21 protein-coding genes are annotated in these 22,630 nt (G+C 69.9%); 3 read left to right on the forward strand and 18 right to left on the reverse strand.

Annotated elements, in window-relative coordinates; genetic code table 11:
* Positions 1 to 287: 287 nt before the first annotated feature.
* Positions 288 to 1,904, forward strand: a complete 1,617-nt coding sequence (locus ACY0PA_RS41190) for a phosphodiester glycosidase family protein (protein ID WP_473082441.1) — start codon at positions 288 to 290, stop codon at positions 1,902 to 1,904.
* Here ACY0PA_RS41190 and ACY0PA_RS41195 read toward each other — a convergent pair.
* The 12 genes from ACY0PA_RS41195 to ACY0PA_RS41250 all read right to left on the reverse strand — a co-directional run bounded on the left by ACY0PA_RS41195 (position 1,831) and on the right by ACY0PA_RS41250 (position 14,763).
* On the reverse strand, positions 1,831 to 3,159 hold the full coding sequence (locus tag ACY0PA_RS41195; RefSeq protein ID WP_473082442.1) for an amidohydrolase: 1,329 nt from the start codon (positions 3,157 to 3,159) through the stop codon (positions 1,831 to 1,833). The genes ACY0PA_RS41190 and ACY0PA_RS41195 overlap by 74 nt on opposite strands.
* A 267-nt stretch (positions 3,160 to 3,426) precedes the next feature.
* A complete protein-coding gene (locus ACY0PA_RS41200; protein WP_473082443.1) occupies positions 3,427 to 4,155 on the reverse strand; it encodes a cupin domain-containing protein in 729 nt (242 codons plus the stop codon).
* Complete coding sequence (locus ACY0PA_RS41205) at positions 4,149 to 5,072, reverse strand: DUF6807 domain-containing protein (RefSeq protein WP_473082444.1); 924 nt, start codon at positions 5,070 to 5,072, stop codon at positions 4,149 to 4,151. Before ACY0PA_RS41205 ends, ACY0PA_RS41200 begins: the two co-directional genes overlap by 7 nt.
* Positions 5,069 to 6,217 carry a Gfo/Idh/MocA family protein gene (locus tag ACY0PA_RS41210; RefSeq protein ID WP_473082445.1) on the reverse strand — a complete coding sequence of 383 codons (1,149 nt, stop codon included), beginning with the start codon at positions 6,215 to 6,217 and terminating at the stop codon, positions 5,069 to 5,071. Before ACY0PA_RS41210 ends, ACY0PA_RS41205 begins: the two co-directional genes overlap by 4 nt.
* A 255-nt stretch (positions 6,218 to 6,472) precedes the next feature.
* Positions 6,473 to 8,347: a DUF2264 domain-containing protein gene (locus ACY0PA_RS41215; RefSeq protein WP_473082446.1), complete on the reverse strand. Its 1,875-nt coding sequence runs from the start codon at positions 8,345 to 8,347 to the stop codon at positions 6,473 to 6,475.
* Positions 8,344 to 9,324, reverse strand: a complete 981-nt coding sequence (locus ACY0PA_RS41220; protein ID WP_473086595.1) for a hydroxyacid dehydrogenase — start codon at positions 9,322 to 9,324, stop codon at positions 8,344 to 8,346. Before ACY0PA_RS41220 ends, ACY0PA_RS41215 begins: the two co-directional genes overlap by 4 nt.
* A gap of 23 nt (positions 9,325 to 9,347) precedes the next feature.
* On the reverse strand, positions 9,348 to 10,220 hold the full coding sequence (locus tag ACY0PA_RS41225; protein WP_473082447.1) for a carbohydrate ABC transporter permease: 873 nt from the start codon (positions 10,218 to 10,220) through the stop codon (positions 9,348 to 9,350).
* Positions 10,217 to 11,200, reverse strand: coding sequence for a carbohydrate ABC transporter permease (locus ACY0PA_RS41230; RefSeq protein WP_473082448.1), 984 nt, complete (start codon positions 11,198 to 11,200; stop codon positions 10,217 to 10,219). Before ACY0PA_RS41230 ends, ACY0PA_RS41225 begins: the two co-directional genes overlap by 4 nt.
* Positions 11,201 to 11,231: 31 nt before the next feature.
* Complete coding sequence (locus tag ACY0PA_RS41235; RefSeq protein WP_473082449.1) at positions 11,232 to 12,578, reverse strand: ABC transporter substrate-binding protein; 1,347 nt, start codon at positions 12,576 to 12,578, stop codon at positions 11,232 to 11,234.
* A gap of 103 nt (positions 12,579 to 12,681) precedes the next feature.
* Positions 12,682 to 13,848 (reverse strand): substrate-binding domain-containing protein, encoded by a 1,167-nt coding sequence (locus tag ACY0PA_RS41240; RefSeq protein WP_473082450.1) that lies wholly within the window; start codon positions 13,846 to 13,848, stop codon positions 12,682 to 12,684.
* A 173-nt stretch (positions 13,849 to 14,021) separates the two neighbouring features.
* Positions 14,022 to 14,384, reverse strand: a complete 363-nt coding sequence (locus ACY0PA_RS41245) for a PucR family transcriptional regulator ligand-binding domain-containing protein (RefSeq protein WP_473082451.1) — start codon at positions 14,382 to 14,384, stop codon at positions 14,022 to 14,024.
* Positions 14,385 to 14,559: 175 nt separating this feature from the next.
* Complete coding sequence (locus tag ACY0PA_RS41250) at positions 14,560 to 14,763, reverse strand: substrate-binding domain-containing protein (RefSeq protein WP_473086596.1); 204 nt, start codon at positions 14,761 to 14,763, stop codon at positions 14,560 to 14,562.
* A 172-nt stretch (positions 14,764 to 14,935) separates the two neighbouring features.
* Here ACY0PA_RS41250 and ACY0PA_RS41255 point away from each other — a divergent pair, with 172 nt between their 5' ends.
* Complete coding sequence (locus ACY0PA_RS41255; RefSeq protein ID WP_473082452.1) at positions 14,936 to 16,414, forward strand: FGGY-family carbohydrate kinase; 1,479 nt, start codon at positions 14,936 to 14,938, stop codon at positions 16,412 to 16,414.
* Between the two features lie 134 nt (positions 16,415 to 16,548).
* Positions 16,549 to 17,439: an MBL fold metallo-hydrolase gene (locus ACY0PA_RS41260; protein ID WP_473082453.1), complete on the forward strand. Its 891-nt coding sequence runs from the start codon at positions 16,549 to 16,551 to the stop codon at positions 17,437 to 17,439.
* A gap of 135 nt (positions 17,440 to 17,574) precedes the next feature.
* Here ACY0PA_RS41260 and ACY0PA_RS41265 read toward each other — a convergent pair whose 3' ends face one another.
* From ACY0PA_RS41265 to ACY0PA_RS41290, 6 genes are all read right to left on the reverse strand, one after another.
* Positions 17,575 to 18,024: a spore-associated protein gene (locus ACY0PA_RS41265; protein ID WP_473082454.1), complete on the reverse strand. Its 450-nt coding sequence runs from the start codon at positions 18,022 to 18,024 to the stop codon at positions 17,575 to 17,577.
* Between the two features lie 262 nt (positions 18,025 to 18,286).
* A complete protein-coding gene (locus ACY0PA_RS41270; protein ID WP_473082455.1) occupies positions 18,287 to 18,580 on the reverse strand; it encodes a zf-HC2 domain-containing protein in 294 nt (97 codons plus the stop codon).
* Between the two features lie 249 nt (positions 18,581 to 18,829).
* Positions 18,830 to 19,519: a response regulator transcription factor gene (locus ACY0PA_RS41275; protein WP_473082456.1), complete on the reverse strand. Its 690-nt coding sequence runs from the start codon at positions 19,517 to 19,519 to the stop codon at positions 18,830 to 18,832.
* On the reverse strand, positions 19,516 to 20,715 hold the full coding sequence (locus tag ACY0PA_RS41280; RefSeq protein WP_473082457.1) for a sensor histidine kinase: 1,200 nt from the start codon (positions 20,713 to 20,715) through the stop codon (positions 19,516 to 19,518). Before ACY0PA_RS41280 ends, ACY0PA_RS41275 begins: the two co-directional genes overlap by 4 nt.
* A gap of 147 nt (positions 20,716 to 20,862) precedes the next feature.
* Positions 20,863 to 21,450, reverse strand: coding sequence for a hypothetical protein (locus ACY0PA_RS41285; protein ID WP_473082458.1), 588 nt, complete (start codon positions 21,448 to 21,450; stop codon positions 20,863 to 20,865).
* On the reverse strand, positions 21,447 to 22,256 hold the full coding sequence (locus ACY0PA_RS41290) for a ferritin-like domain-containing protein (RefSeq protein ID WP_473082459.1): 810 nt from the start codon (positions 22,254 to 22,256) through the stop codon (positions 21,447 to 21,449). Before ACY0PA_RS41290 ends, ACY0PA_RS41285 begins: the two co-directional genes overlap by 4 nt.
* Positions 22,257 to 22,630 lie beyond the last annotated feature (374 nt).

Consider the following 22,630-nt stretch of genomic DNA (forward strand, 5'->3'; position numbering starts at 1 on the left):
AGCCGTGACTACGGGCCACTGGGGGACAGGCCCAAGCGGAGCTCCGACTGCGGTGGGCACACCCTGCATCAGCGCGAACACGAAAGTCCAGAGCTGTCACCAGCCACTCCGGAAGCCTTCACATTTTCGATCTTGAGTGGTGCGGGTCGCACGCGGGACGCCTCATCGGCCTGGGCCCACGGTCATCGGCCGCGTCGTATGCAGGGATGATGTGCACATGCCTTGACGAGTGGTCTCGACCACAAGCACCGTTACGGGAGAGTCGTTCTTCGTCCGGTGGGGGGCACGTGAACAGCAGACTGTTCGGCGTGGGCGCGGTGTTGTCCGTTCTCGCCGTCGTGGGAGGCCTGTCGGTACCGGCCTCGTCGGCGTCGGCCCCAGGGTCGGCCGGCGCATTGCCGCTCGGCCCCGCCGACCTGCCCGAGACGCGGACGACGCAGCAGCTCCAGCCCGGTGTCACCCTCACCCGTATCGTGCGCGGCGCCGACGCCCCGGCGCTCGGGTGGACGGTCGAGGTCTCCATCCCCGGCGGTGCCGGCTCGCCGGATCCCGATGCGCCACCAGCAGCGCTCAACGACCGCGCGAGCGCCGACGAACTGGTCGCCCGCCTGCGCGAAGACGGCTTCGAGGCGCGGGCCGAGGAGGTGACCACACCAGCGACGGCGGACTTCGCGGGCGGCACGCTCGGATGGCGTGTCCGGGTCGGGGAGTTCGGGTCGCAGTCCGCGGCCACGGCCGAGCGCACCCGGCTTCGGACGGTCGGATTCACCGGTGCCGCCGTGTATCGCGGGTGGGACGGGGAACCCACGGACCGGGGCCCGTGGCGGATCGACGTCCTCACCATCGACCCGCACCGCTTCCGCGGCGCGCTGAGAGCGTCGTACGGGCCGGATCTCGAGAACCGTGAGAAGACCAGTCAGCTCGTGGCCGCGGCCGGGGCGACCGCAGGGGTCAACGCCGGGTTCTTCGTGCTCGACCCGAACGCCGGTGCCCCCGGCGATCCGGCCGGAGTCGGTGTGTACGACGGCCGGCTGTTGAGCGAACCCGTGGGCACGCGCCCCTCCCTGGTGATCCAGGACTCCGGGACGCGGACCGGCATCGCCCGGCTCACCTGGCAGGGCAAGCTGGTAGGCAGGGGCGCCTCGATCCCGCTGGACGGGATCAACCGCGTCCCCGGCCTGATCAGGAACTGCGGCGGCACCGCCGACGACACGCCCACCTCACTGCCGCTGCACGACACGACGTGCAAGGACGACGACGAACTCGTCGCCTTTACCGGCGAGTTCGGCGGGAAGACCCCGAGCGGCGAAGGCCTTGAGGCCGTACTCGACCGCCACGGACGGGTACGTGAGGTGCGATCGCCGCGTGGTGGATCGCTACCGGCAGGCGGCAGCTCCGTACAGGCGACCGGACGCTACGTGTCCCCACTCGCCGAACTGGCGCAGACTGGACGCCAGTTGCGGATCCAGGCCGTGCTGAAGGACGCCGACGGGCGCACCGTCTCCCCGTCCACCAGTACAAGCATCCTCAATGGCGGCCCCGGACTCATCCGGGACGGCCGTACACACATCACCGTGGGCACCGACGGCATGGTCCAGCCGGGTAACCCGAGCTTCTACTACGGCTGGGTGCACAAGCGCAATCCGCGCACGCTGGCCGGAGTCGACGCCGCCGGACGGACCGTCCTCGTCACGGCCGACGGACGCAGCACGGGCGCGCTCGGACTCAGCATCCCGGAGAGCGCCGCGGTCGCGCGGGCACTGGGCCTGCGCGACGCGATCAACCTCGACGGCGGCGGGTCCACCACCATGGTCGCCGACGGGCACGTGATCAACGCCCCGTCCGACGCGACCGGCGAACGCCCGGTCGGAGACGCCCTGTTGGTCCTCCCCGGCCGAGACTGATCCCACCGTCCGCGAGCCATTCCAGGGCGGCTACGACGAGTGCTTCCACGCCCGTGCTCAAGGTGGGCTCGACGAGTGGGGCGAAGCGGGGGGAGTGGTTGGCCGGCAGTTCGTCCAGCCGGTCCTCCGCGAGCGCGGTGAGGACCGTTTCGGTGTCCAGGCCGCCCCAGAACCAGAACACGGTCGGCACGCCGAGCACCTCACCGAATACGCCCACGTCCTCGCTCGCGTTCACCTGAGGCATGGGCATGATCCGCTGCTGTCCGAAGTGCTCCGCGAACGCGGCGACCGTGGTCCGCGTCGCCTCCGGCTCGCTCACGAGCGCCGGAGCGGCGCCGGTCCAGTCGAATTCCGGCGGCTGCTCCGCGCCGCTCGCCTGCGACTCCGCCATGACGATGCGCTCGATAGCGGTGCGGACCTTGTCGCGGACCGCCGGGGTGAAGGTACGGACGTTGACCCCCAGCTCGGCCTTGTCGGGGATGATGTTGTCCTTTGTGCCCGCCTGCAGGCGACCCACCGTCACCACGGCCGTCTCCGCCGGAGGCACCTCCCGCGCGACGATGCCCTGCAGCCGGGTGACCACGTTCGCCGCCATGAGCACGGGGTCGATGGACGCCTCGGGCCGGGATCCGTGGCCGCCGCGACCGTGGAGGGTGACGTTCAGGGAATCCGCGGCAGCCATCACTGGGCCCGTGCCGTAGCCGACGACCCCTGCGGGCAGTGGCCCGACGTGCTGGCCCAGCACGATCTCGGGCTTGGGGAACCGCTCGAACAGTCCGTCATCGACCATCCCGCGCGCGCCGACCGCGAGTTCCTCAGCCGGCTGGAACACCACCAGCAAGGTGCCGCGCCACTGATCACGCGACCGCGCGAGCAGCATGGCGGCGCCGGTCAGGCAGGTGGCGTGCATGTCATGACCGCAGGCGTGCATCACCGGTACGTCACGGCCCTCGTTGTCCACACCACGCGCCTGGCTCGCATAGGGCAGCCCGGTCTTCTCCTCCACCGGCAGCGCGTCGAAGTCCGCGCGGAGCATGACCACCGGCCCCTCACCGTTGCGCAGCAGCCCGACCACGCCGGTGACGCCGATTCCTTCGGCCACCTCGTCAAATCCCGCGTCGCGCAAGCGTTGCGCCAGCAGACCGGCGGTTCGTGTCTCCTGGAGCGAGAGTTCCGGGTTCTGGTGCAGATCCTTGTAGAAGGCGGCGAGTTCATCGCGGATCTCCGGCAGTTGCGCGGTCACCGTCTTCGACATGGCTACCTGACCTTTCTGAGTACCGATGTGCGTACCGTAACTCCGCACACATGTGATGCGGGTCGCCCCCGGGCAGGTGGCGCTGATTGATGTACGTGCCAAGGGGTTGTGCGGGGGTGTGCACCGTCACCGTCGCGGGAGTCGACCGTGTCGCCGAGCACGAGAGGACGCGTGCCGCACTGGGCGAGTTCAACTGGTCGGAGTGGTGACCGGCCTCGCGGCAGGGCGTGCCCTGGAAGGGGCGGTGACCAGCCGCGAGGCCGGGTGTCAGATGCCGAGGTAGACGTCCAGTCGGCCGCACATGCCGAAGCGTCCCCGGGCGGTGGGCCCGGTCGCGGTGACCCTGGCCCGGGCCAGGTGTCCGGCGTCCTTCGCACGCAGAGCGCCGAGTTGGGACCCGGTCGCCGCCGCGGCGGCATGTGCGCCGTCCTGCCAGCGCTGCTCCCAGGCGTCGAGGCGCGGGCGGATCAAGTCGGCGGCGGCCCGCTGGAACGCCGCCAGCGGTTCCGGATCGCCGCCCTCGGTGGCTTCGCGCAGTTCCAGGAACCGGCGGGTCGCCAGATCGCGGCGGGCCCGGGCGACCTCCACCTGCCGGCCTTCCGGGACGTCGGTGGGGATACGGGTCGCGCTCGCGTAGGTCTCGGCGTCGGTGAGGAGGTCCTGGGGGAGGGTGAGTACCGCGTCGCCCGCTTCGGGCAGGCCACTGTTCTGCATCACGACGGTGATCTGCAGGCCGCCGGCATTGGTGAGCCGATGGATCGTGCCCGGCGTGAACCAGGCCACGGTGCCCGGCTCCAGAGGTGTCTCCTGGTAGCCGGACGTGGTCAGGGTCTGCACGGTGCCACGCCCGGCCGTCACCACGTATCCCTCGCTGCACGTGAGGTGCAGATGCGGGGTGCCGCCGCCGGGCAGCCCGTCGACCGTGGGCCAGTCGTAGACCGTCAGGTGGGACACACCCACCGCCGCCGGGAAGCCGTCGTACGTCGCGCTCACCACGCGTGCCCCCGCAGGTGCGCGGCGACCTGCTCGCGGTCCCAGGCGCCGTCGGCGATCGTCACGCGGTAGCTACGGGTAAGGGTGTCGCCGGGCGCGAGGACGAGTTCCTCGTGGAAGGCCCAGGACGGCGCGACCGCGGCGAACGGGTCGCTGCGCACGAACCAGTGAGCGGGGTGCGTTCCCTTGTCGCCCGCGTGGTCGTTGGCGGCGGCGTGCTCGAAGACAAGGGTGGCGTGACCGTCGCGCCCGTCGTGCTCACCGACGTACGCCAGCCAGGGTGCTTGACTGCCCATTAGGTCTCCGCCGTCCGCTTCGGCGGTGAAGACCCGCCCGTCGCGGAAGGCCCGCGGCCCGCGCCAGAACAGGCCGGTGTATCCGGCCGCAGGACGGCCGTGGGTGGTGGGGCTGCCGAAGCGCAGCGGCTCGTCGCGCCGGTTGGTGACGGCCGAGGTCCATGTGAGCGACCAGCTACCGGAATCCGCGTCCACGTCGCGCACCTCGATGCGGCGTTCCTCGTCGGCCCACAGTTCCTTGGTGTGCGGGTGCCAGGTCAGACGCTCGGCGATGACGGCGCGGCCGTCTGTGGCGGAGACCTCCTCGAAGGCGACGTGGGCCATCGAGCCGACCTTCTCGGGCTGGGCGAGGTATCCGTCGCCGTGCACGTAGGTGTTGCCGCCCCACAGGTTCTGGCCCGACAGGTGAGAGGCCGTCAGCTGCAGTCCCTTGTGCCAACGGTGGTCGTTGGGGCGGTAGTCGGTGACGACCGCGCCGGAGAGGGTGCGGATCGGGTGCAGGTACGGCTTGGGGGCCTCCCATGCGGCTTCGGGCCGGTACACGTAGGCGAACAGCTCGGTGCCGGTGGCCGCGTGGGCGACGGTGACGCGGTCGCCGTGGGCGTGGGTCAGTGCGAGCGTCATGCGGGGTCCTCCTCCTGGTGGGGGCCGGCAGGCGCCCATCCCTGGGCGTCGCCGTGCAGGGCGGTGTAGTAGGGGTCGCCAGGGGCTATGTCACCGGCGCGGACGGGCACGTCGGTGAACGCGGACTTGTACAGAGCGGTGATGAACTCGAGCGTCTGCCGTCCGCCCGCGCCGCTGGTGGCGTGGCGTCGTCCGGCCTTGATGTCGGCGACGAGCGCCCGCAGTTGGGCGAGGTGCGAGCTGGGCTCGTCTTCCCCGAAGTCGTGCCAGCCGGCGACGGTCTCCTCGGGGACGCCGGGAGCGGGCGTGATGCGCCAGTCGGCGTTGCGGTAGCCGTACAGATGCGTCAGCTCGATCGTCGCGAGCTCGCAGTCGATGCGGATGCGGCTGACCTCGTCGGGGCTCAGCACGCTGTTGACGACCGTGCCGACGGCACCGTCGGCGAACCGGATCTGGGCGGTGGACACGTCCTCGGTCTCCACGTCGTGCACGAGCCGCGCGGCCATGCCGCGCACCTCGGTCCACGGCCCCATCAGATCGAGCAGTAGATCCGTCTGATGGATGCCGTGCCCCATCGCCGGGCCGCCGCCCTCGGTCGCCCAACGGCCGCGCCACGGCACGGCGTAGTAGGCGGTGTCCCGGTACCAGGTGGTCTGGCAGTGCGCCACCAGCGGCCGGCCGAACGCGCCCTCGCGCAGCAGTCGGCGGATGTGCCGGGCGCCGGAGCCGAAGCGGTGCTGGAAGACGATCGACGCGTACGGGTCCCCGTCACCGCCCTTCTCGGCCGCCTCGACGGCGTCGTAGTCGGCCAGAGACGGGCACGGCGGCTTCTCGCACCAGACCCAGGCACCGGCTCGTAGCGCCGCGACGGACTGTTCACGGTGCACGGCGGGCGGGGTGCACAACACCACGAGATCCGGGCGCACTTCGGCGAGCATCGTGTCGAGATCCGTGGACGCGTAGGGAATCCGGAACGCGTCGGCGAAGGCACGTACCGCGGTGTCGTCCACGTCCACCACGGCCACGACGTCCGTCTCCCCTTCCGCGGACAGCTTCTGCAAGGCCGGCAGATGGCTGGACCGCGCGATACCACCCGCTCCGACGACGGCCGCGCGGAGCGGACGGTGGGGACGATCTGGAGACATGGGAACCCTCTCGAGAGACGGACGGCAAGCGCTTGCCGTGAGGTGGTTCCAACGTTGTAACCGCCACGCATCCGCAGGGTCAACCCCCTCCGCCGTTCGAGGTGCACGTGGCCCCCTACTGGCTGGAAGTGCGGGAATCCACGAGCGGTGAGCGGCAGCCGCTGCCCGCCGCCTGACGGATCGGCGCCCGGCCTGCGGCCCGCACGCGCGGGCCGCAGGCATCAAGGACGCGGACCGGCGGTTCAGGAACAGGCCTCACCCATGGGTGACGCGCACCGGCTCGAAGGTCACGGCGGTCTGCGGACCATCGGCCCACAGCACGCGCAACTCCCCCTCGCTGAACCGTACTTCGGACACCACGTCGGCGAGCGGAGCGCTGGGCTCACCGGCGCTCAACGACGCCAGCGCAACGAAAACCGCCGTTCCTTCGGCCTCGCCGGCCAGTCGCGGCACCCGCACCCACCGCTCGTACGCCGTCCCCTGCGGCGCCCGCACCTCGTCCCGCTCGCCCCACCCGTACAGGCCCTGCAGCTGTGAACTCAAGGCGTCCGAGGCCCACCCCGTGAGCGTGAGCCCCGCCCCGTGCGGCGCCCCTACGACCCGGTGCACCCGCAGCTCGTACCGGCCCCGGGCCACGGTCACGCTCTCCACGCGCAGCCCCGGCACCATCGGCGGGCCCGAAGCGAACACCGGCAGGTGCGAGGACGCGGCCCAGCCCCACCCGTCACCCTGGCCCGCGCCTAGCGGACGGATCCGGCGCCGCACGCTGGACGAGCCGCCGACCACGACCGAGAGATGGTTGTCGGCGACATTCGTCCGGGACGTCGGGCCCGTGTGCGTCGAGTACGCGTGACGGCCGTACAGCGGGTCGTCCTGAGCGGCCGACTCCGATTCGTGCGGGCGGACGTGGTCGCTGCCGTGGTTGTGGAGCCGTACGATCCCGTCGGCCCGCGTCGACTGGACGAGCAGTCCCGGCGCGGGCAGGGCGAGCACCCGGTCCGGGCCCTCGCTCGGCGCGGGCTCCTCGGTCGCCGTCCACAGCGGATCGTCCTCCGGCGCGAGCAGCGCCACGAACGCCTTCGACGCCCAGTACGGTGATGCCGGCCCCGAGTACGTCTGCAACGTCGCGTCATGCGGGCCGTGCCAGCCCAGGCTCAGCAGCCCGTCGTCCGTCACCCCGCCCCGGTCGAGGAAGTAGCGCAGGCTCGCGCTGATGAGGCGGCGCGACGTACCCGGCGTCAGCGGAGTGTGGCCGGTGACGGCGCCGATGCCGACGGCCGCCGACGCCGCGAACCGGTAGGTCAGCGAACGCCCGAAGTGGATCGGCGCCCCGTCGGCGCCGAAGAGCAGCGAGAACCCTTCGAGGTGCTCACGCAGACGGGGCCCGAACCGGGCGGCCAGCGCCGTGTCGCCGGACAGGTGCGCGTGCAGCATCGGGTACAGGTGCAGCGCCCACCCGTTGTAGTGGTCGAAGGCCTGCCCGTCGCCGTCCGCATACCAGCCGTCGCCCCGGTACCACGTCTCCATCAGCCCAAGTGCCCGCTCCATGGCGCGCGTTGTGGCCTCGTCGCCGCGGCCGACCGACTCGAGGAACGACGCCACCGTGAACGGGAACAGATACCAGTTGTTGGGTGCGGGCGTGTGATTGATCGCGCCGCGCAGCCAGGTCTCCGCCCGGTCCTGCACATCGGCGTCGAGCCGGTCCCACAGCCACGGCCGGGTCAGAGACAGGCCGAGCGCCACGGACGCCGACTCGACCATCGGCTGGCCCTGTACATGGTGTTCGAGGATCAGCGGCCATGACTCGGCGTCGTCCCGGCCGGGCGTCCGCGTGCCCGCCGTCAGGCCCTGTGCGTACCGCTCCAGCCAGCCGTGCGGGTCCTTTCCGCCGGCGCCCGCGACCCGGAAACCGGCTGCCAGGAACGTACGGGCGAAGCCTTCGAGGCCGTCCGAGCGGACCCCGGATGCGGAGGGGCGTCCCGGCAGGTCGAGCAGGGCGCCCTCGGGTGTGGCCCAGCGCCACGCGGCGCCGAGCAGCCCGTCGGCGACGGCCTCCCAGTGTGCGCGCGTGTAGCCCGTGAAGGGACTCAACTCGCGGTCGTCGTCAGGCAGTTCGAACGGGTTGGTCATGCGAGGAACGCCAGCCTTTCGCGTCGTACGGGATGGGCGAAGCCGTCGCCCGCGGCCCACCGGGCCACCTCGCCGACGGCCGTGTCGGCGAGGCGTTCCCACTCGTTGCCCTGGGAACCTGCGAGGTGGGGCGTGATCAGTGCGTTCGGACAGGCCCACAGGGGGTGAGCGGCGGGCAGGACTTCGGGGTCCGTCACGTCGAGCACCGCCCGGATGCGGCCCGTGCTCACGGCATCGGTGAGCGCGTCCTGGTCGACGACGGCGCCGCGCGAGGTGTTGATGAGGGTGGCCCCCGCCCGCATGGAGCCGAGCAGCTCCCGGCTGACGAGGCCGCGCGTGGCCGGCAGCAGCGGTGTATGGACGCTCAACAGGTCGCTGCGCGCGAAGAGTTCGGACAGCTCCACCCACTCCACGCCCAGTTCGGCGGCCTCCGCCCCGGTGACGTACGGGTCATGCAGCAGCACCTCGAAGTCGAAGGGCCGCAGCAGCTCGATCACCCGGCGGCCGATCAGGGACGCGGACAGCAGGCCCACCGTGCGGCGGTAGTTGCCCACCTCATGCGTGGTCAGCAGCCAGTTGTCGCGCGCACGGGTCCGCCGGAAGTCGCGGGCCCGTTCGAGGACGTTCTTGCCGTGCAGCAGGATCATCGCGAGGGTGTACTCCGCGACCGGCAGCGCGTTGGCCGCCGCGGCCGAGGACACCTCGACGCCCTGTTCCCAGCAGGCGTCGGTGACATGCCCGCGCACCGAACCGGCCGCGTGCACCACGGCCTTCAGGCGCGGCGCCGATGCCAGTACGTCCGCGTCGAGCGGCGGGCAGCCCCAGCCGGTGACCAGCACCTCGACATCGGCGAGGACATCCTTGGCCCGTACGCTCGTCAGGTCGTCCAGTACGGGCAGCGGCGCCAGGTCGCACACCTCCGCGAGCGCGGCCACGGACCGCGGCGTGAAGACGGCCGCCGCGGCCTGGGGGGACATGGCCAGCGCTACGCGGGGCTTGCTCACTTGACCGCCCCCGCCGTCAGGCCGGACCGCCAGAACCGCTGGAGGAAGATGAACGCGACGACGAGAGGGAGGACCGCGAGGAGCGAACCCATGATCACCACCGGGTAGTACTCGGGCGAGACGGTCGCCTGGCTGTTCCACTGGAACAGGCCCAGGCTGACGGGATAGAGCTTCTGGTTGGACAGCATCACCATCGGCAGGAAGAAGTTGTTCCAGATCGCGGTGAGCTGGAAGAGGAAGACCGTGATCAGGCCGGGGCCGAGCATCCGCAGCGAGACGCGGACGTATGTCGTCAGCTCACCGGCGCCGTCGACGCGGGCCGCCTCCAGGACTTCGTTCGGCACGTAGCCCTGGGCGAAGATGCGGCCCAGGTACACACCGAAGGGGTTGAACAGGACCGGGATGAAGACCGACCAGAAGGTGTTCACGACGCCGGTCGCGGACGCGAGCAGGTACAGCGGCAGCGCGAGCACCGTCTGCGGCACCATGACCGCCGCGAGTACCAGGCCGAACAGCTTCTCCTTGTGCCGGAAGTGGTACTTGTCGAAGGCGTAGCCACAGGCGACGCTGATCATCGCGCCGATCGCGGCGCCGAGCACCGCGTACAGCAGGCTGTTTCCGTACCAGCGGCTGTAGAGGCCGCCGTCCATCGCGAACAGGTCCTTGACGTTCTGGACGAACGAGAAGTCCTTGAAGGAGAGGATGTTGCTGCTGAACAGGGCGTCGCGGGACTTGCCGGCGGCGAGCACCAGCCACAGCGCCGGCAGGATGGTGTAGAGGACGGAGATCGCGACGACGACGTTGACAGTCGTCCTGCCCAGCAGACGGGGTCGCAGCAGGGTGGACCTGCTCAGCTCGGCAGTGGTCATCGTGCGTTCTCCTCGGCCGAGTTGACACGGTTGGTCCAGCGGGTGACGCCGTAGGAGACGGCGATCGTGATGACGAGGAGGATCACCGACGCGGCGGCCGCGAGCGAGTAGTTGTTTCGGCTGAACGCCGCGTCGTAGATGTACATGCTCGGGGAGAACCGGGCATCGACGACCTGCGAACCCGCGCGCAGAAGCATCGGTTCCGTGAACAGCTGCAGCGCCCAGATCAGTGTGAACATCGCGACCATGACGATCGAGGAGCGCACCAGCGGTGCCTTCACCTGGAGCGCGGTGCGCACCGGGCCCGCCCCGTCGACCACGGACGCCTCCAGGACCTCCCGGGGGACCGCCTGCAGGGCCGCGTAGAAGACGACCATGTTGTAGCCGAGGTTGCTCCACACCGCGATGTTCACGATCGACGGAATCGCGGTGTGCAGGCCCAGGAAATCGACGGTGATGTCGGCCTTGCCGAGCACCTGGATGATCGGGCTGATGCCGGGTGTGTAGAGGTACAGCCAGATCAGCGCCGCGATGATGCCGGGCACCGCGTGCGGCAGGAACAGGCCCAGCTGGGCCCAGGAACGCAGCCGTACGAGCCCTGAGTCGAGCAGCAGCGCCAGCGCCAGCGAGCCGATGGTCATTACCGGGATGTAGATCACGCAGTACAGCGTGACCGTGCCGAGGCCGGACAGGAACGACGGGTCCGTGAGCACGGAGGCGTACGAGCGCAGGCCGACGAAGACCGTGCGCTCCGGGCCGAAGCCGAGGCCCGGCTGGTCGTCGCTGAAGAAGCTCAGCCACACCGCCGTCGCGACCGGGATCAGGAAGACGATTGTGAGGAGGATGAAGAACGGGGCCATCAGGACGCCCGCGGCGCCGCCCCGGCGTCGCCCCGCCGCACGCTGCGCCTTGCGCCGGGCGCCGTCCGCCTCCCGCTGGGGAGCCGCCGCCGTAGCGGGGACATGGGTTGTCGCGGTCATGGGACTCACCTGCCTTTCGGGATGCGGGGGCTCACGTGGAGCGCTGGGTGGTCTTGAGGCCGAGCGCCTTGAGATCGGGCATCGTTCCGTCCTGCGCGGCGCGCATGGAGGACTCGATCGTTCCGGAGCCTGCCGCCGCCCGGGCGAAGGCGTCCGACATGACCTGCCCGGTCGCGGTCATCCGGGGCCCCCAGACCCAGCCGTCGCTGATCTTCTGGGCCTCGTTCTCGAACAGCGTGTAGATGTCCTGCCCGCCGTAGTACGAGCGGTCGAAGGCGGCGCGGCCCACCTTGATCAGCTCGGTCGCGGCCGGGTACTGGCTGCTAGCGCCGCTGGAGAGCCGGGCCTTGAGAGCGTCGGGGTGCGAGACCTGCCACTCGATGAACTCCATGGCGGCTTCCGGGTGCTTGCTGTCCTTCGTGATGGCGAAGGTCGAGCCGCCGTGGGTGCCGAGCGCCGGCTTCGCCGAGTCCCACTGGGGCTGCGGGGCGATCCGCCACAGTCCCTTCTGCTGGGGGCGCGCATTCATCTGCGCACCCGCGTCCCAGGCGCCGCTGTGCCGGGTCAGGACGAGGCCGTTGCCGACCTGGGCGTCGGCCTCGCGGCTGTTGGGGGGATTGACATAGACGAGGTCCTCGTCGATGAGCCGCTGCCAGTACTGGGACACGCGGCGCGTGGGCGCGTCGGCGAGCGACACGTTCCAGGCGCCCTTCGAGGTGTCGAACCAGTGCGCACCGGCCCCCCAGCACCAGCCCGAGAACTGGCCCATGTCCGTGGAGAAGAAGGTCACCTTGCGCTTGCCGCCGGTACGGCGCGCAACGGCGCGGGCCAGATCGGTGTACTCGTCCCAGGTGGTGGGGACGTCGAAGCCGTACTTGTCGAAAAGGTCCTTGCGGTAGTGCAGCACCATCGGTTCGACGTCCAGGGGCACGCTGTACGTACGCCCCTCGAACGTCGTCAGTCCGAGCGCCTGCGGCAGCAGCTTGGCCTTGAGTTTGTCGCTGATCACGTCCGTGATGTCCCGGGCCACACCGTCGATCGCGTAGCCCGGGACCTGCGGGTACTCGATGGTGGCGACGTCGGGCGCGTTGCCCGCGCGGGCCGCGTTGCTGAGCTTGAGATATCCGCCGGAGGTGCCGGACGGTATCTGCTCGAAAGCGACCTGGATGGTGTCGTGAGTCTTGTTGAACGCATCCACCACCTCCTGGCTGCCGCGGAGCGCGGACCAGAACGTAATGGTGGTCTTGCCTTTGGTACCGGACTTGCTGCTGCTCCCGGATGACGCGCTGTCGTTCCCGCTGCAGGCGCTCAGGGCGCCCGTCAGGGGCAGCGCGGTGATCGCGGCGAGCACCGATCGACGGCTCTGTCGACCAGGCATGGGCGCCTCCCGCGGCTCCTGCGTGTTCGAGTCACGGGAATCCTGATCGGCTGACCGGACTTGGTCAATAGAGCGATCAGAAGAAAATGAAACGGTCAAACGCTCATTGCGGAGCGGCAGTTGTGCCCGAGGTCCCTGAGGTGTCGGGTGCCTGCGATCCCATGGCGTGCGGGGCCTGAGTCGAACCGCGCACCTGCAGAGTGGGGAGCAGCTCCAGACGTCGCGCCGGTCCCGCCCCCGAGGCCGACGACTGCCCGCCGAGCCGGCGCAGCAGCAACTCCGCCGCCGCCCGGCCCACCTCGGCCTTCGGCGGCGAGACGGCCGAGAGCGGCGTGCTGCCGAGACCCGCGACCACGTCGTCGTACGCGATCACGGAGCAGTCCTGAGGGACCCGCACCCCGCCGTCGCGCAGCGACTGCACCAGCATGAGCGCGTCCACATCACCGTGCAGCACGGCTGCCGTCGCACCCAACTCGGCCAGCAGCCCGGGGAGTTCGACGGGCTTCTCCGTCACCTCCGCCGCCGGGTCGGGAGCCGCCCCGGGCGAGCTGAGCGCCACCGCCCACTTGTCGACGTCCGGATGGTCCGCGGCGATCTCGACGAACGCCGCGCGCAGGGCGCGGGCGGTGGGGCTGTCGTCCCTCGCGGCGAGCACGATGCGCCGGTGGCCGAGGCCGGTGAGGTGTTCGACGGCGAGATGGATGCCATACCAGTGATCGGTACAGACCGTGTCCACGGCGTGCAGCGCGCTGCCGCGCCGGGGCCTGCGCTCCATCACGACCGCGGGCACCGGCAGGCAGGCGAGCCACGTGTAGTCGGCCTCCTCCGTGGCCCTGCTGCGCCAGCGCGGGGCGATGAGCAGGCCACGCGCGCCGGCCGCCAACGCCTGTTCCACGATGGGCTGTTCGGCTCCCGCGACAGCCGGCGCGATGTGCAGCGCGATCCGGATCCCCGCCTCTTCGAACGCGGTCCGGGCGCCGTGCAGCGCCTCGTAGAGATACGAGTGGCGTTCGGGAACGACGACCGCGACCGGACCGCCGTCGGCCATCGGCTCGACGGGGGCAGCGGCCCGTTCCGTCTCGGGCAGCACCGGGCGGGCGACGCCGTGACCACGGCGCAGCTTGCCCTCCCTGGCGAGTTCCTCGACATCGCGGCGCAGCGTCACCACCGACACGGCGAGCTCCGTGGCGAGATCGCTCACCCGCGTCGCCCCGCGCGACTGCACCACGGCGAGAATCCGCTGCCGCCTGAGATCGACCGGCTCACGCATGCTGATGGCCCCCTCGACACCCGCTGTTCGTTTGAGCGCTTCCGTGAACGCTTCGGCGGCAGCATAACCAGCGGGTGCGCGAAGGTCAGCCCTTCTGCGGCAGGGACCTCGGTGTGGGACGGGGCTGCCCTGTGTGCGGATCCACCGGCCGGAGCCGGGCCGCACGATCGTGCTCACCAGGCGGGGCCATCGGGCGGCCGGATGCCGCGGCGTGGGAGGCGGCCCACAACAGGCATGTGCAGTTGGGCGGAGACGGCCAGGGCGGCCACCCCGGCGTCGTCGAGCCGTTCCAGGTAGGCCCGCTGCCCGGCGGCCGAGCGCGGCATCGCGAGACCTGTCGTCATGATCATTTCGGCGCCCAGGAGCCAGGGTGTCGGGTCGTCCAGCTCGCTGACATGCGCCCACGACACCGAGTGGTTCAGGCCCGCCGCGCCCGCGACCAGGCCCAACTGCAACGCGGGGTAGGACAGCAGGTCCCCGACGGTCACCCGCTGGCGGGCCACCCCGTCGGTGCGGTGTTCTTTGCGCTCAGCCACAAAGCGAGGCTGTCGGATTGCTTCGGCAATCGGTGCGGGCACGAAGAGGCCCAGCACGCAGGTGGCGAAGGTGTTGGCGCCACCGAACGCGACTCGGAACAGGTCCAGGGGCTTGGCGGAGCGGTCCCGCCTTCCCCATCCTGTTCGGCCTCTCGTTCTGGCAGTCCGGGCACCGTCACTCCCGGGCCGGTCCGCTCGTCGAGTCCCTGGCCTGGAGGGACGTACGCAGGACCACCGTCCACAGTGGCTTGTCCGTGCCCGCGATGCGCTCCTGAAGGAGTCCCGCCGCGGCGAACCCCAGCTCGTACGACGGGAGGTGGACCGAGGTCAGTGACGGGGTGACCAGTTCGAGCCACGGTACGTCGCCGAAGGAGAGCAGTCCGGTCCGCGCGAACTGGAACTACGTCCTGGCAGCCGCGGTGGTCGCGGTGACACCCATGCTCGCCCCTCTTCCTCGTCTTCCAGCGCCAGATGGTCGAGTCCATCAAGACTTCCGGCCTGAAATGACTCAGCCAAACACTCCGGATCGGACCGGGCAATACGGTGCTCGTATGCCTCAGTCAGCAGTCATCGGTGTGGACATCGGAACGTCCAGCAGCAAGGGCGTGCTCGTCGGCCTCGACGGCGCCGTGCTGCACACGGCCGTCCGAGAACACGCCGTCGACCGCCCGGCCCCCGGGCACGTCGAGATGGACGCGGACATCTGGTGGGGCGAATTCGTGTCCCTGTCCCGCGAGTTGACCACCGTCCACGACGCGGAGGTCGTCGCGGTCGGGGTCAGCGGCATGGGACCCTGCGTGCTGCTCGCCGACGAGCACGACACACCTGTACGCCCCGCGATCCTGTACGGCGTGGACACCCGCTCCGTCCCCCAGATCGAGCGGCTCGAAAGCGAGCTGGGCGCCGAAGAGATCGCCCACCGCTGTGGCTCGCGGCTCACGACCCAGGCGGCGGGGCCCAAGGTGGCGTGGATCGCCGAACGGGAACCGGAGCTCTACGGCCGCGCCCGCAGGCTCTACATGCCCAGCTCCTGGCTCGTACGCAAACTGACCGGTGCCTACGTCCTCGACCACCACTCGGCCAGTCAGAGCACCCCGCTCTACGACACCCTGGCCCGCGACTGGTACACCCCGTGCAGCGACCTGATCGCCCCCGGCATCGAACTTCCCGAACTGCGCTGGTCCGGCGAGGCGGCGGGCACGGTGACCGCCGAGGCCGCGCGCCTCACCGGCCTGCCGACCGGTATCCCGGTCACCACCGGAACCATCGACGCCTGGGCCGAGGCACTGAGCGTCGGCGCGCACGGGATCGGCGACCTCATGCTCATGTACGGCACGACGATGTTCCTTGTTCACACCGTGCCGGGGCTGCTGCGCGACCCCTCGCTGTGGAGCACCGTCGGCGCCCTCCCCGACACCCGCAACCTCGCCGGCGGCATGGCAACGTCCGGCGCCGTCACGAGTTGGCTGCGCGAGCTGTTCGGCAGCGACGACTACCGGCAACTGCTGCACCTGGCCGAGGAGTCGGGCCCAGGCGCGGGCGGCCTGCTGATGCTTCCGTACTTCGCCGGGGAGCGCACCCCGATCACCGACCCACGGGCGCGCGGCGTCATCGCGGGCCTCACGCTGTCCCACACCCGCGGAGACCTGTACCGGGCAGCCCTGGAAGGCACGGCGTACGGAGTGCGGCACAACATCGAGGCCATCGAAGCGGCCGGGGGTGACATCCGCCGTGTCGTCGCTGTCGGCGGCGGCACCCAAGGACGCCTGTGGACCCAGATCGTCTCCGACGTCACCGGCAGGGCCCAAGAGGTGCGTACGACCTCGATCGGTGCCTCCTACGGAGGGGCGCTCCTCGCCGCCCAACTCGTGACCGACGCCCGCATCGACGCATGGAACCCGGTCCAGGAAGTCGTCACCCCCCGCCCGGAGATGACGTCCCGCTACGACGAGCTGTACGCGCTGTACCGCGAGCTCTACCCGGCGTCGTCCCACGTCGTCCACGCATTGGCCGGCTTCCAGTCCCGCTGAACACCACGGCGGCCTCACCGCCGTATGGCGGGCCCGGCCGCGGTTCGCGCCCGCGCTCGTCTTCGACGCTCCGGTGCTGCATGCGATGTGGGCGTTCGACCGGAGACCGGACCGGAAAGTGAGAGAATCTTGAAATGCGGACCACGGAATACACGGCGGCAGAATACGGCGACGTCAGCGTGCTCGTGGGCGCCCAGCGAGGTGCCTACCCGTACGGCAACACGCTGTTGGTGCGTGGCACGGCCGAATCGCTGGTCGTCGACCCGTCGTTGTCGCTCGTCGAAGGCGCGCCACCCGCGGACCTGGTCCTCGTGAGCCATGCGCACGAGGACCACATCGCCGGTCTCGGCAGTTACGAGGTGCCGGTCCACACCCACGAAGGTGACCTCGACGCGCTGCGATCCCGTGAAGCTCTGGTCGCCGGAATCGGCCTTCCGCCCGAAGAGGTCGTCGTCGTCGACAAGATGATGCGGGACGAGTTCCATGTGCAGGGACGACCGGACGCGAAGGGGTTCGAGGACGGGGCCGTGTTCGACCTCGGCGGCCGCACGGTGACCGTCGTGCATCTGCCCGGGCACACCGCGGGCCACAGCGGCTTCCTGATCGAGCCGGACGGCTTCCTGTTCGTGGGGGACATCGACCTGACGTCGTTCGGTCCGTACTACGGGGACACCGGCAGCAGTCTCGTGGACTTCGAGGCGTCGATGCGCCGGTGCCGGGAGATCGACGCCCGCTGGTACGGCACGTCCCACCAGAAGGGCGTGATCGAGGGTGCCGAGGAATTCCGGCGCCGGCTCGACGCTTTTGCCGGCGTGGTGGCCAAGCGCGAGGCGGCGCTGCTCACGTTCCTCGGAGAGCCGCGGACCGTCGAGGAGATCGTCGAGCACAGGCTCGTCTACCGGCCCCACGTCGAAGGGCCGCATGTGAGGCCGGTCGAGCGGAGGACGGCGGTGCAGCACCTGGACGTGCTGATGGGCGGAGGGCTGGTCGCCGAGGTGGAGCGGGGACGGTTCCGGGCGACGTAGGCGCGTGGGTGTCTGCTGCAACAGGCTTGATTCTGTGGGCACTTCGCGCGGAGACCGGCCAACGGTGGGTGAAGTGCTTCCCGTTGGCCGGTCGGTGGTGCGTTGGTCAGCTGTGCCTTGTCGCGCGGCGAGCGATCAGCGGGTCGTGGTGACCCGGTGCTCCCTGAGCGCGGCACAGTTGGACCCGGTCACCTGGACGTACACGTTCTTGATGTTGCCGCCCCAGTCGACGCAGTGGGCCTTGCCGTAGACGTAGATCGGTCCCGCGTACGAGGTGTACTGCCCGTAGTCCTGGTCACCCTGGTCGGTGTCGGAGACGTAGATCCACGCGGACATGTCCAGCCGGGTGCCGGGGTTGTTGCGGATGGTCGCGACGCAGTTCTTGCCGTTCGTCGCGTTGTACGTGAGGTAGACCGTGCCCAGTGAGCCGACCGGCGCCGAGTTGACGGTCTTGTAGCTGCTTCCGCAGACCTTCTGCGGTGTGGTGTTGGGCGCGGCGGAGGCGGGTCCCGCCAGCGCAGTCGTGCCCCCGATCGCCAGGGCTGCCAGAGCTGCACCAGTCAGGACAGGTCGGCTGAATCGCATATTTCCCCCTTGTGATCTTTGCGAGTTTGTTGCTCTTACTTCATGTGACTCGCGACACATCGGGATGGTTGTGCCTCTCCGCAAAAGAAGTCGGATCCGGATCCTCGGGCCTGCCGACAGGTGCCCAACGGCCTTGCGTGGACGGCCTGTTGGCATCGTCACGAATTCTGGATGCGATGCGATGCGATGCGGAGACGGAAGCGGCACGGGGGAGGGCGTCTGCCGGGGGACGCTTGACGCCCTCCCCTCAGTGCACCGCGTTTCAGCCGGTCGCCGCCAGCACCTTGCAGTTCGCCCAGCGCGCGAGAGTCAGCGACTCGGTCCGCGCCGGGCGGCGCCGACGGGGCATGCTGCGGCGAGACTCGTCGGCCAGCGCCTCCCGGAGAGGAATCAGGTGAGCGGCCACCGCCGCCAGGCAGTAGTGCTCGTCCCGGCACGCGGAACAGGTCGCCAAGTGGGCGGTGACGGCGCGGGCCTCTTCCTCGGCGAGCGCGTCGAGCGTGTAACCGGCCAGCCGTTCACGGGTGGTGTGGCATTCCTGGGCGTTACTGAACATGTCGAGTCCTCTCCTGGCCACCGCACAAGCGCGGAATCGCGCAGCTGCGACACATGAGGCGGGCAGGCGCCGAGGCGGTCGTGCCGCGGGGCACTGGGGCTCGAAGACCTGCTTCCTTCATACGTTCAATGTGGCCGACGCGGGGCGATCACGCGTCGTCCCCCTGGAGCGAATCGCGTCTACTGCATCCGTGGTATCCGATGCCCGGGCGTACGGCCGACGCCGTCCCGCCTGCTCCGGGCGGGCCCTTCAGGCCTGTGGGCCGGCCGGTTCCACTGCTGGGCTGACCAGGCCGCACTGGTAGGCCATGACCACGAGCTGGGCCCGGTCACGTGCCGCCAGCTTGGTCATGGCGCGGTTGACGTGCGTCTTTGCGGTCAGCGGGCTTACGAACAAACGTTCGGCAATATCTTCGTTCGATAGGCCCAGCGCCACCAGACACATCACATCGCGCTCCCGTGGCGTCAGGTACTGCAGGCGTTCCTGGACGACGGCCGGATACAGCTCGGGCTGCGCCAGAAAACGGGAAATCAGCGCGCGGGTCGCCACGGGGGAGAGCAGCGCCTCACCGGCGGCCACCGTGCGGACGGCTTCGAGCAGGACCTCCGGCCGCACACCCTTGCCGAGAAAGCCGCTCGCCCCCGCACGCAGCGCCTCGGCGACGTGCTCGTCGTCCTCGAAGGTGGTGAGGATCAGGACTTTCACCCCGGCGAGGTCCTCGGACTCACTGATGAGGCGCGTGGCGTCGAGGCCGTCCATCTCGGGCATGCGGATATCCATCAGGACCACGTCCGGCTGGAGCTCTTCGCAGAGGTCCACGGCCTCCCTGCCGTTCTCGGCTTCCCCCACGGTTTCCATGTCGTCCGCCGAATCGAACAGCATCTTGAAGGTGCCCCGCAGCAGAGCCTGGTCATCGGCGAGAAGGACACGGATCGTCACGCTCGTCCCTCCTCGGCGGTGCCACTCGAAGCCGTCTCGTCGGTACCCGCCGACGCCGGTTCGCCTTCGCCGGTGCCGGACAGCAGCGGCAGCTCGGCAGTCACGGTGAAACCGCCTTCGGCGCGCGGTCCCGCTTGCACCCTGCCTCCGACTGTGCCGGCCCGCTCACGCATCCCGATCAGCCCGTGGCCCTTTCCCGGGTCGGAACGGGCGGGCTGCGAGGGTCCGTCGTCCTGCACAGTGATCGTCAGCAGGTTCGGGAGGTAGGACAAGTCGAGTCGGGCCTGGTCCACACCCGAGTGCTTGCGCACGTTGGTCAGGGCCTCCTGAATGATGCGGTACGCCGCCAGGTCGGCCGCCGGTGGCAGGGGTTTGGCGTCGCCGCTCAGCGTCTGTTTGACAGCAAGCCCAGCACGTTCGAAGGACGCCAGGAGGTCGGGTACGTGACCCATGCCCGGCGTCGGATCACGGGGCGCGGCTGTCTCGTCCGGCTGCCGCAGCAGGCTCACGGTCACCCGCAGCTCGTCGAGCGCGGACTGACTCACGTCGCGGATCCCCTCCAGGGCCGTGAGTACGTGTTCGGGCCGCTGCTCCACAAGATGGACGGCGACGCCCGCCTGGGCGTTGATCAGGGCGATGTGGTGGGCCACGACGTCGTGCAACTCACGTGCGATCCGCATCCGTTCGGCCGCCACCCGCTGCCGGGCCTCCTGCTCGCGGGTGCGTTCCGCGTGCTCCGCCCGCTCTTCCACGGCAGCCACATAGGCCCTGCGCGATCGCACTCCGTCCCCGACCGCCGCCGGCAGAGCCGTCCATGCCAGCATCGCCGCGTTGTCCGGGGAGAGCCACGACCGTTCGGTCACAATGGCCGCTCCCACCAGCACGGTCGCCGACATGCACGCTGTTGTCCAGGTGGTGCGCCGGTCGGTGCACGCGGCGACGGTGTACACGGACAGGATGACCGAGCTCGTCCCCAGTGGACCCTCCCGGAATCCGAGCGCCTGAAGCACCACCCCGCAGCCGACGGCCACGACGAGTACGCCGAAGGGGTGGCGGCGCCGCCACACCAGCGCGAAGCAGCTGGTCCCGACGAGCACCACGGCCTGCCATCGGATGGAGATCCGATGCTCCTCATGAACGATCGAGACCGCCACCATCGACAGCACAAAGAGCACGGCCGCCAACAAGACGTCCACGACGCGAACCCGAGCCTGCGCTCCCGGACGTTTAGCGGTCATCACTGCCATGTCACCAACGTAGGGCTGGTGACCGGACCAGGCACCGCGAGCGCAGGCGTCGTCACCGTGGACGCATCCGCAGTGGGACCCGTGGACACATCCTCCTCAGCGGTCCTCGGTCAGCTGGAAGGCGGGGGCCAGGAAGGTCTTCGCGCCGGGGGCGCTCGGCATCCGCATCAGCGCACGGGCCTGCTCACCGAGGGCTTCCATCTGCGTCTCGGCCCGGCGGAGCTCTTCGGGGTGGCCGTCGAACACGCGGTTGAGCGTCCTGAGCATCTCGGTGTAGGCGCGATCGCACTGTTCGGACGCTGTGCGCGCTGCCGAGCCCTCCTCCAGCCGCTTGGTGTCGGGATTCTCGACCAGGCGATGCACACCGCTCGGATCGAACGGGATCCGCCGCCCGTCGAACGCCCAGTAGCCGTGCGTCTTGACCAGCTGGCGCCCTTGCACGATCTCCCAGAACCGGTAGTAGTGCGCCAGCTCATCCGCACCCGGCTCGGCCTGGACGGCCGGTAGTGGTCCGTCGGCCGCCGATGGTTCGGTGACGGGCGACGGTTCGGTGACGGCCGACGCCGAGGCCGGTGCCCCTGCGCTGGTGACGAGCACCCCCGACACAGCGGCAGCGGCCGCCAGTTGCAGAGCGGTACGACGGTCGGGCCCGCCGGCGGCCCCGTCCTGTTCGGTGCTGGTCATGACGCCCTTCCCGGTAGCGGGCCCACGGTCGGGTCCTGGGCGTGGCCCTCGCCCTGGTCGATGATCTCGAGGATGGCCCAGCACGCTGTCTGCAGATTGGTCACCCGGTACAGCCGTCCGGGGGCGTGCGGCCAGCTGACCTGTCTGTCTGGATCGCCGCTGAACAGATTCTCGTCACTCTCGTCGAGATCGGTCAGCACCTGTGCGATGTGCTGGTAGAACCCGCCGACGGTGGTGGCGTCGTAGTCGGCCAGGGCGAAGAACTTTCGAGGGGCGTCGAGGGCCTCTTCGTCGAGGTTCTGGATGTTCCCGTGCTCGTCCAGCTGAGGGTTGTAACCAGAGATGGCCTTGAGCGCTCTTTGGCCGGCCGGGGCGAGCGGGTCCTCGGGCCGCTCGATGCCCATGAAGACCTGGCGTACCCGTTCGATCGAGCAGGCGCCGAGCGAGACCTCCAGGTCGGGCAGGACCCCGCCGGGCAGCCGCCCCGGGTAGACGGGAACCAGGTCCGGGTCGTCGAACCTGGGGGTGGTACCGATCGAGTTCATGATGTTTCCGATCAGTGCCAGGTGCAGCATCTCTTGCATGACGACGCTGCGGATGATGCGTTCGACCTCTCGGTTCTTTCCGTCTTTGAGGGAGAACATCGCGCAAAGGTACGGGGGAATGGTGGCGTGTTCGAGGGCGAGGGCTGATCTCAGGAGCAAGTCCAGCTCTGCCCGGTCGTGCACCGTCGCGTTCGCCCTGGGGGAGCCGCGATCATTCCCGGCCTCGGCCGTTCTGTTGGGAATTGTAACGGTCTCGTTCATACGTTCCTTTGGTCGCGTCGCTCTGACGCTGCACGATCGCACGGCGTCAACGCGTGGACGGGGAACGGCGAAGCTCAGTACCGCGCCCAGGGGAGCCGAACAGGCAAATGGAGTAGGAGGAGGGCCGTCTCCCGGCCTGCGGGTGCGTCCGGTCCAGTAGTGGACGCACCTCGTCGTGCTCGGGCCTGCCGCGCCCGGACGGACCGGCGATGCGCGCTGTCGCAGTTGCCGTTCGGGCCGCCTGCTACCACCGTGGAGAAATGGAGTCCCGCTGCGGCATGCGGAGCACCCTCGGCCTCCGGTGGCTCGGACCGAACCGATGCCGCCGACGGCGTGCCCGCTGACCGGCAGCCAACGGAACCCAAAGGCTCGGC

Source organism: Streptomyces sp. DS1-CR2 (assembly GCF_055760475.1).

Coding starts and splice junctions, on each gene's coding strand:
- ACY0PA_RS41195 (WP_473082442.1), bottom strand. CDS start 3,159: ATGTCGAAGACGGTGACCGCGCAACTGCCGGAGATCCGCGATGAACTC.
- ACY0PA_RS41205 (WP_473082444.1), bottom strand. CDS start 5,072: ATGACGCTCGCACTGACCCACGCCCACGGCGACCGCGTCACCGTCGCC.
- ACY0PA_RS41210 (WP_473082445.1), bottom strand. CDS start 6,217: ATGTCTCCAGATCGTCCCCACCGTCCGCTCCGCGCGGCCGTCGTCGGA.
- ACY0PA_RS41215 (WP_473082446.1), bottom strand. CDS start 8,347: ATGACCAACCCGTTCGAACTGCCTGACGACGACCGCGAGTTGAGTCCC.
- ACY0PA_RS41220 (WP_473086595.1), bottom strand. CDS start 9,324: ATGTCCCCCCAGGCCGCGGCGGCCGTCTTCACGCCGCGGTCCGTGGCC.
- ACY0PA_RS41225 (WP_473082447.1), bottom strand. CDS start 10,220: ATGACCACTGCCGAGCTGAGCAGGTCCACCCTGCTGCGACCCCGTCTG.
- ACY0PA_RS41230 (WP_473082448.1), bottom strand. CDS start 11,200: ATGACCGCGACAACCCATGTCCCCGCTACGGCGGCGGCTCCCCAGCGG.
- ACY0PA_RS41235 (WP_473082449.1), bottom strand. CDS start 12,578: ATGCCTGGTCGACAGAGCCGTCGATCGGTGCTCGCCGCGATCACCGCG.
- ACY0PA_RS41240 (WP_473082450.1), bottom strand. CDS start 13,848: ATGCGTGAGCCGGTCGATCTCAGGCGGCAGCGGATTCTCGCCGTGGTG.
- ACY0PA_RS41255 (WP_473082452.1), top strand. CDS start 14,936: ATGCCTCAGTCAGCAGTCATCGGTGTGGACATCGGAACGTCCAGCAGC.
- ACY0PA_RS41260 (WP_473082453.1), top strand. CDS start 16,549: ATGCGGACCACGGAATACACGGCGGCAGAATACGGCGACGTCAGCGTG.
- ACY0PA_RS41265 (WP_473082454.1), bottom strand. CDS start 18,024: ATGCGATTCAGCCGACCTGTCCTGACTGGTGCAGCTCTGGCAGCCCTG.
- ACY0PA_RS41270 (WP_473082455.1), bottom strand. CDS start 18,580: ATGTTCAGTAACGCCCAGGAATGCCACACCACCCGTGAACGGCTGGCC.
- ACY0PA_RS41285 (WP_473082458.1), bottom strand. CDS start 21,450: ATGACCAGCACCGAACAGGACGGGGCCGCCGGCGGGCCCGACCGTCGT.
- ACY0PA_RS41290 (WP_473082459.1), bottom strand. CDS start 22,256: ATGAACGAGACCGTTACAATTCCCAACAGAACGGCCGAGGCCGGGAAT.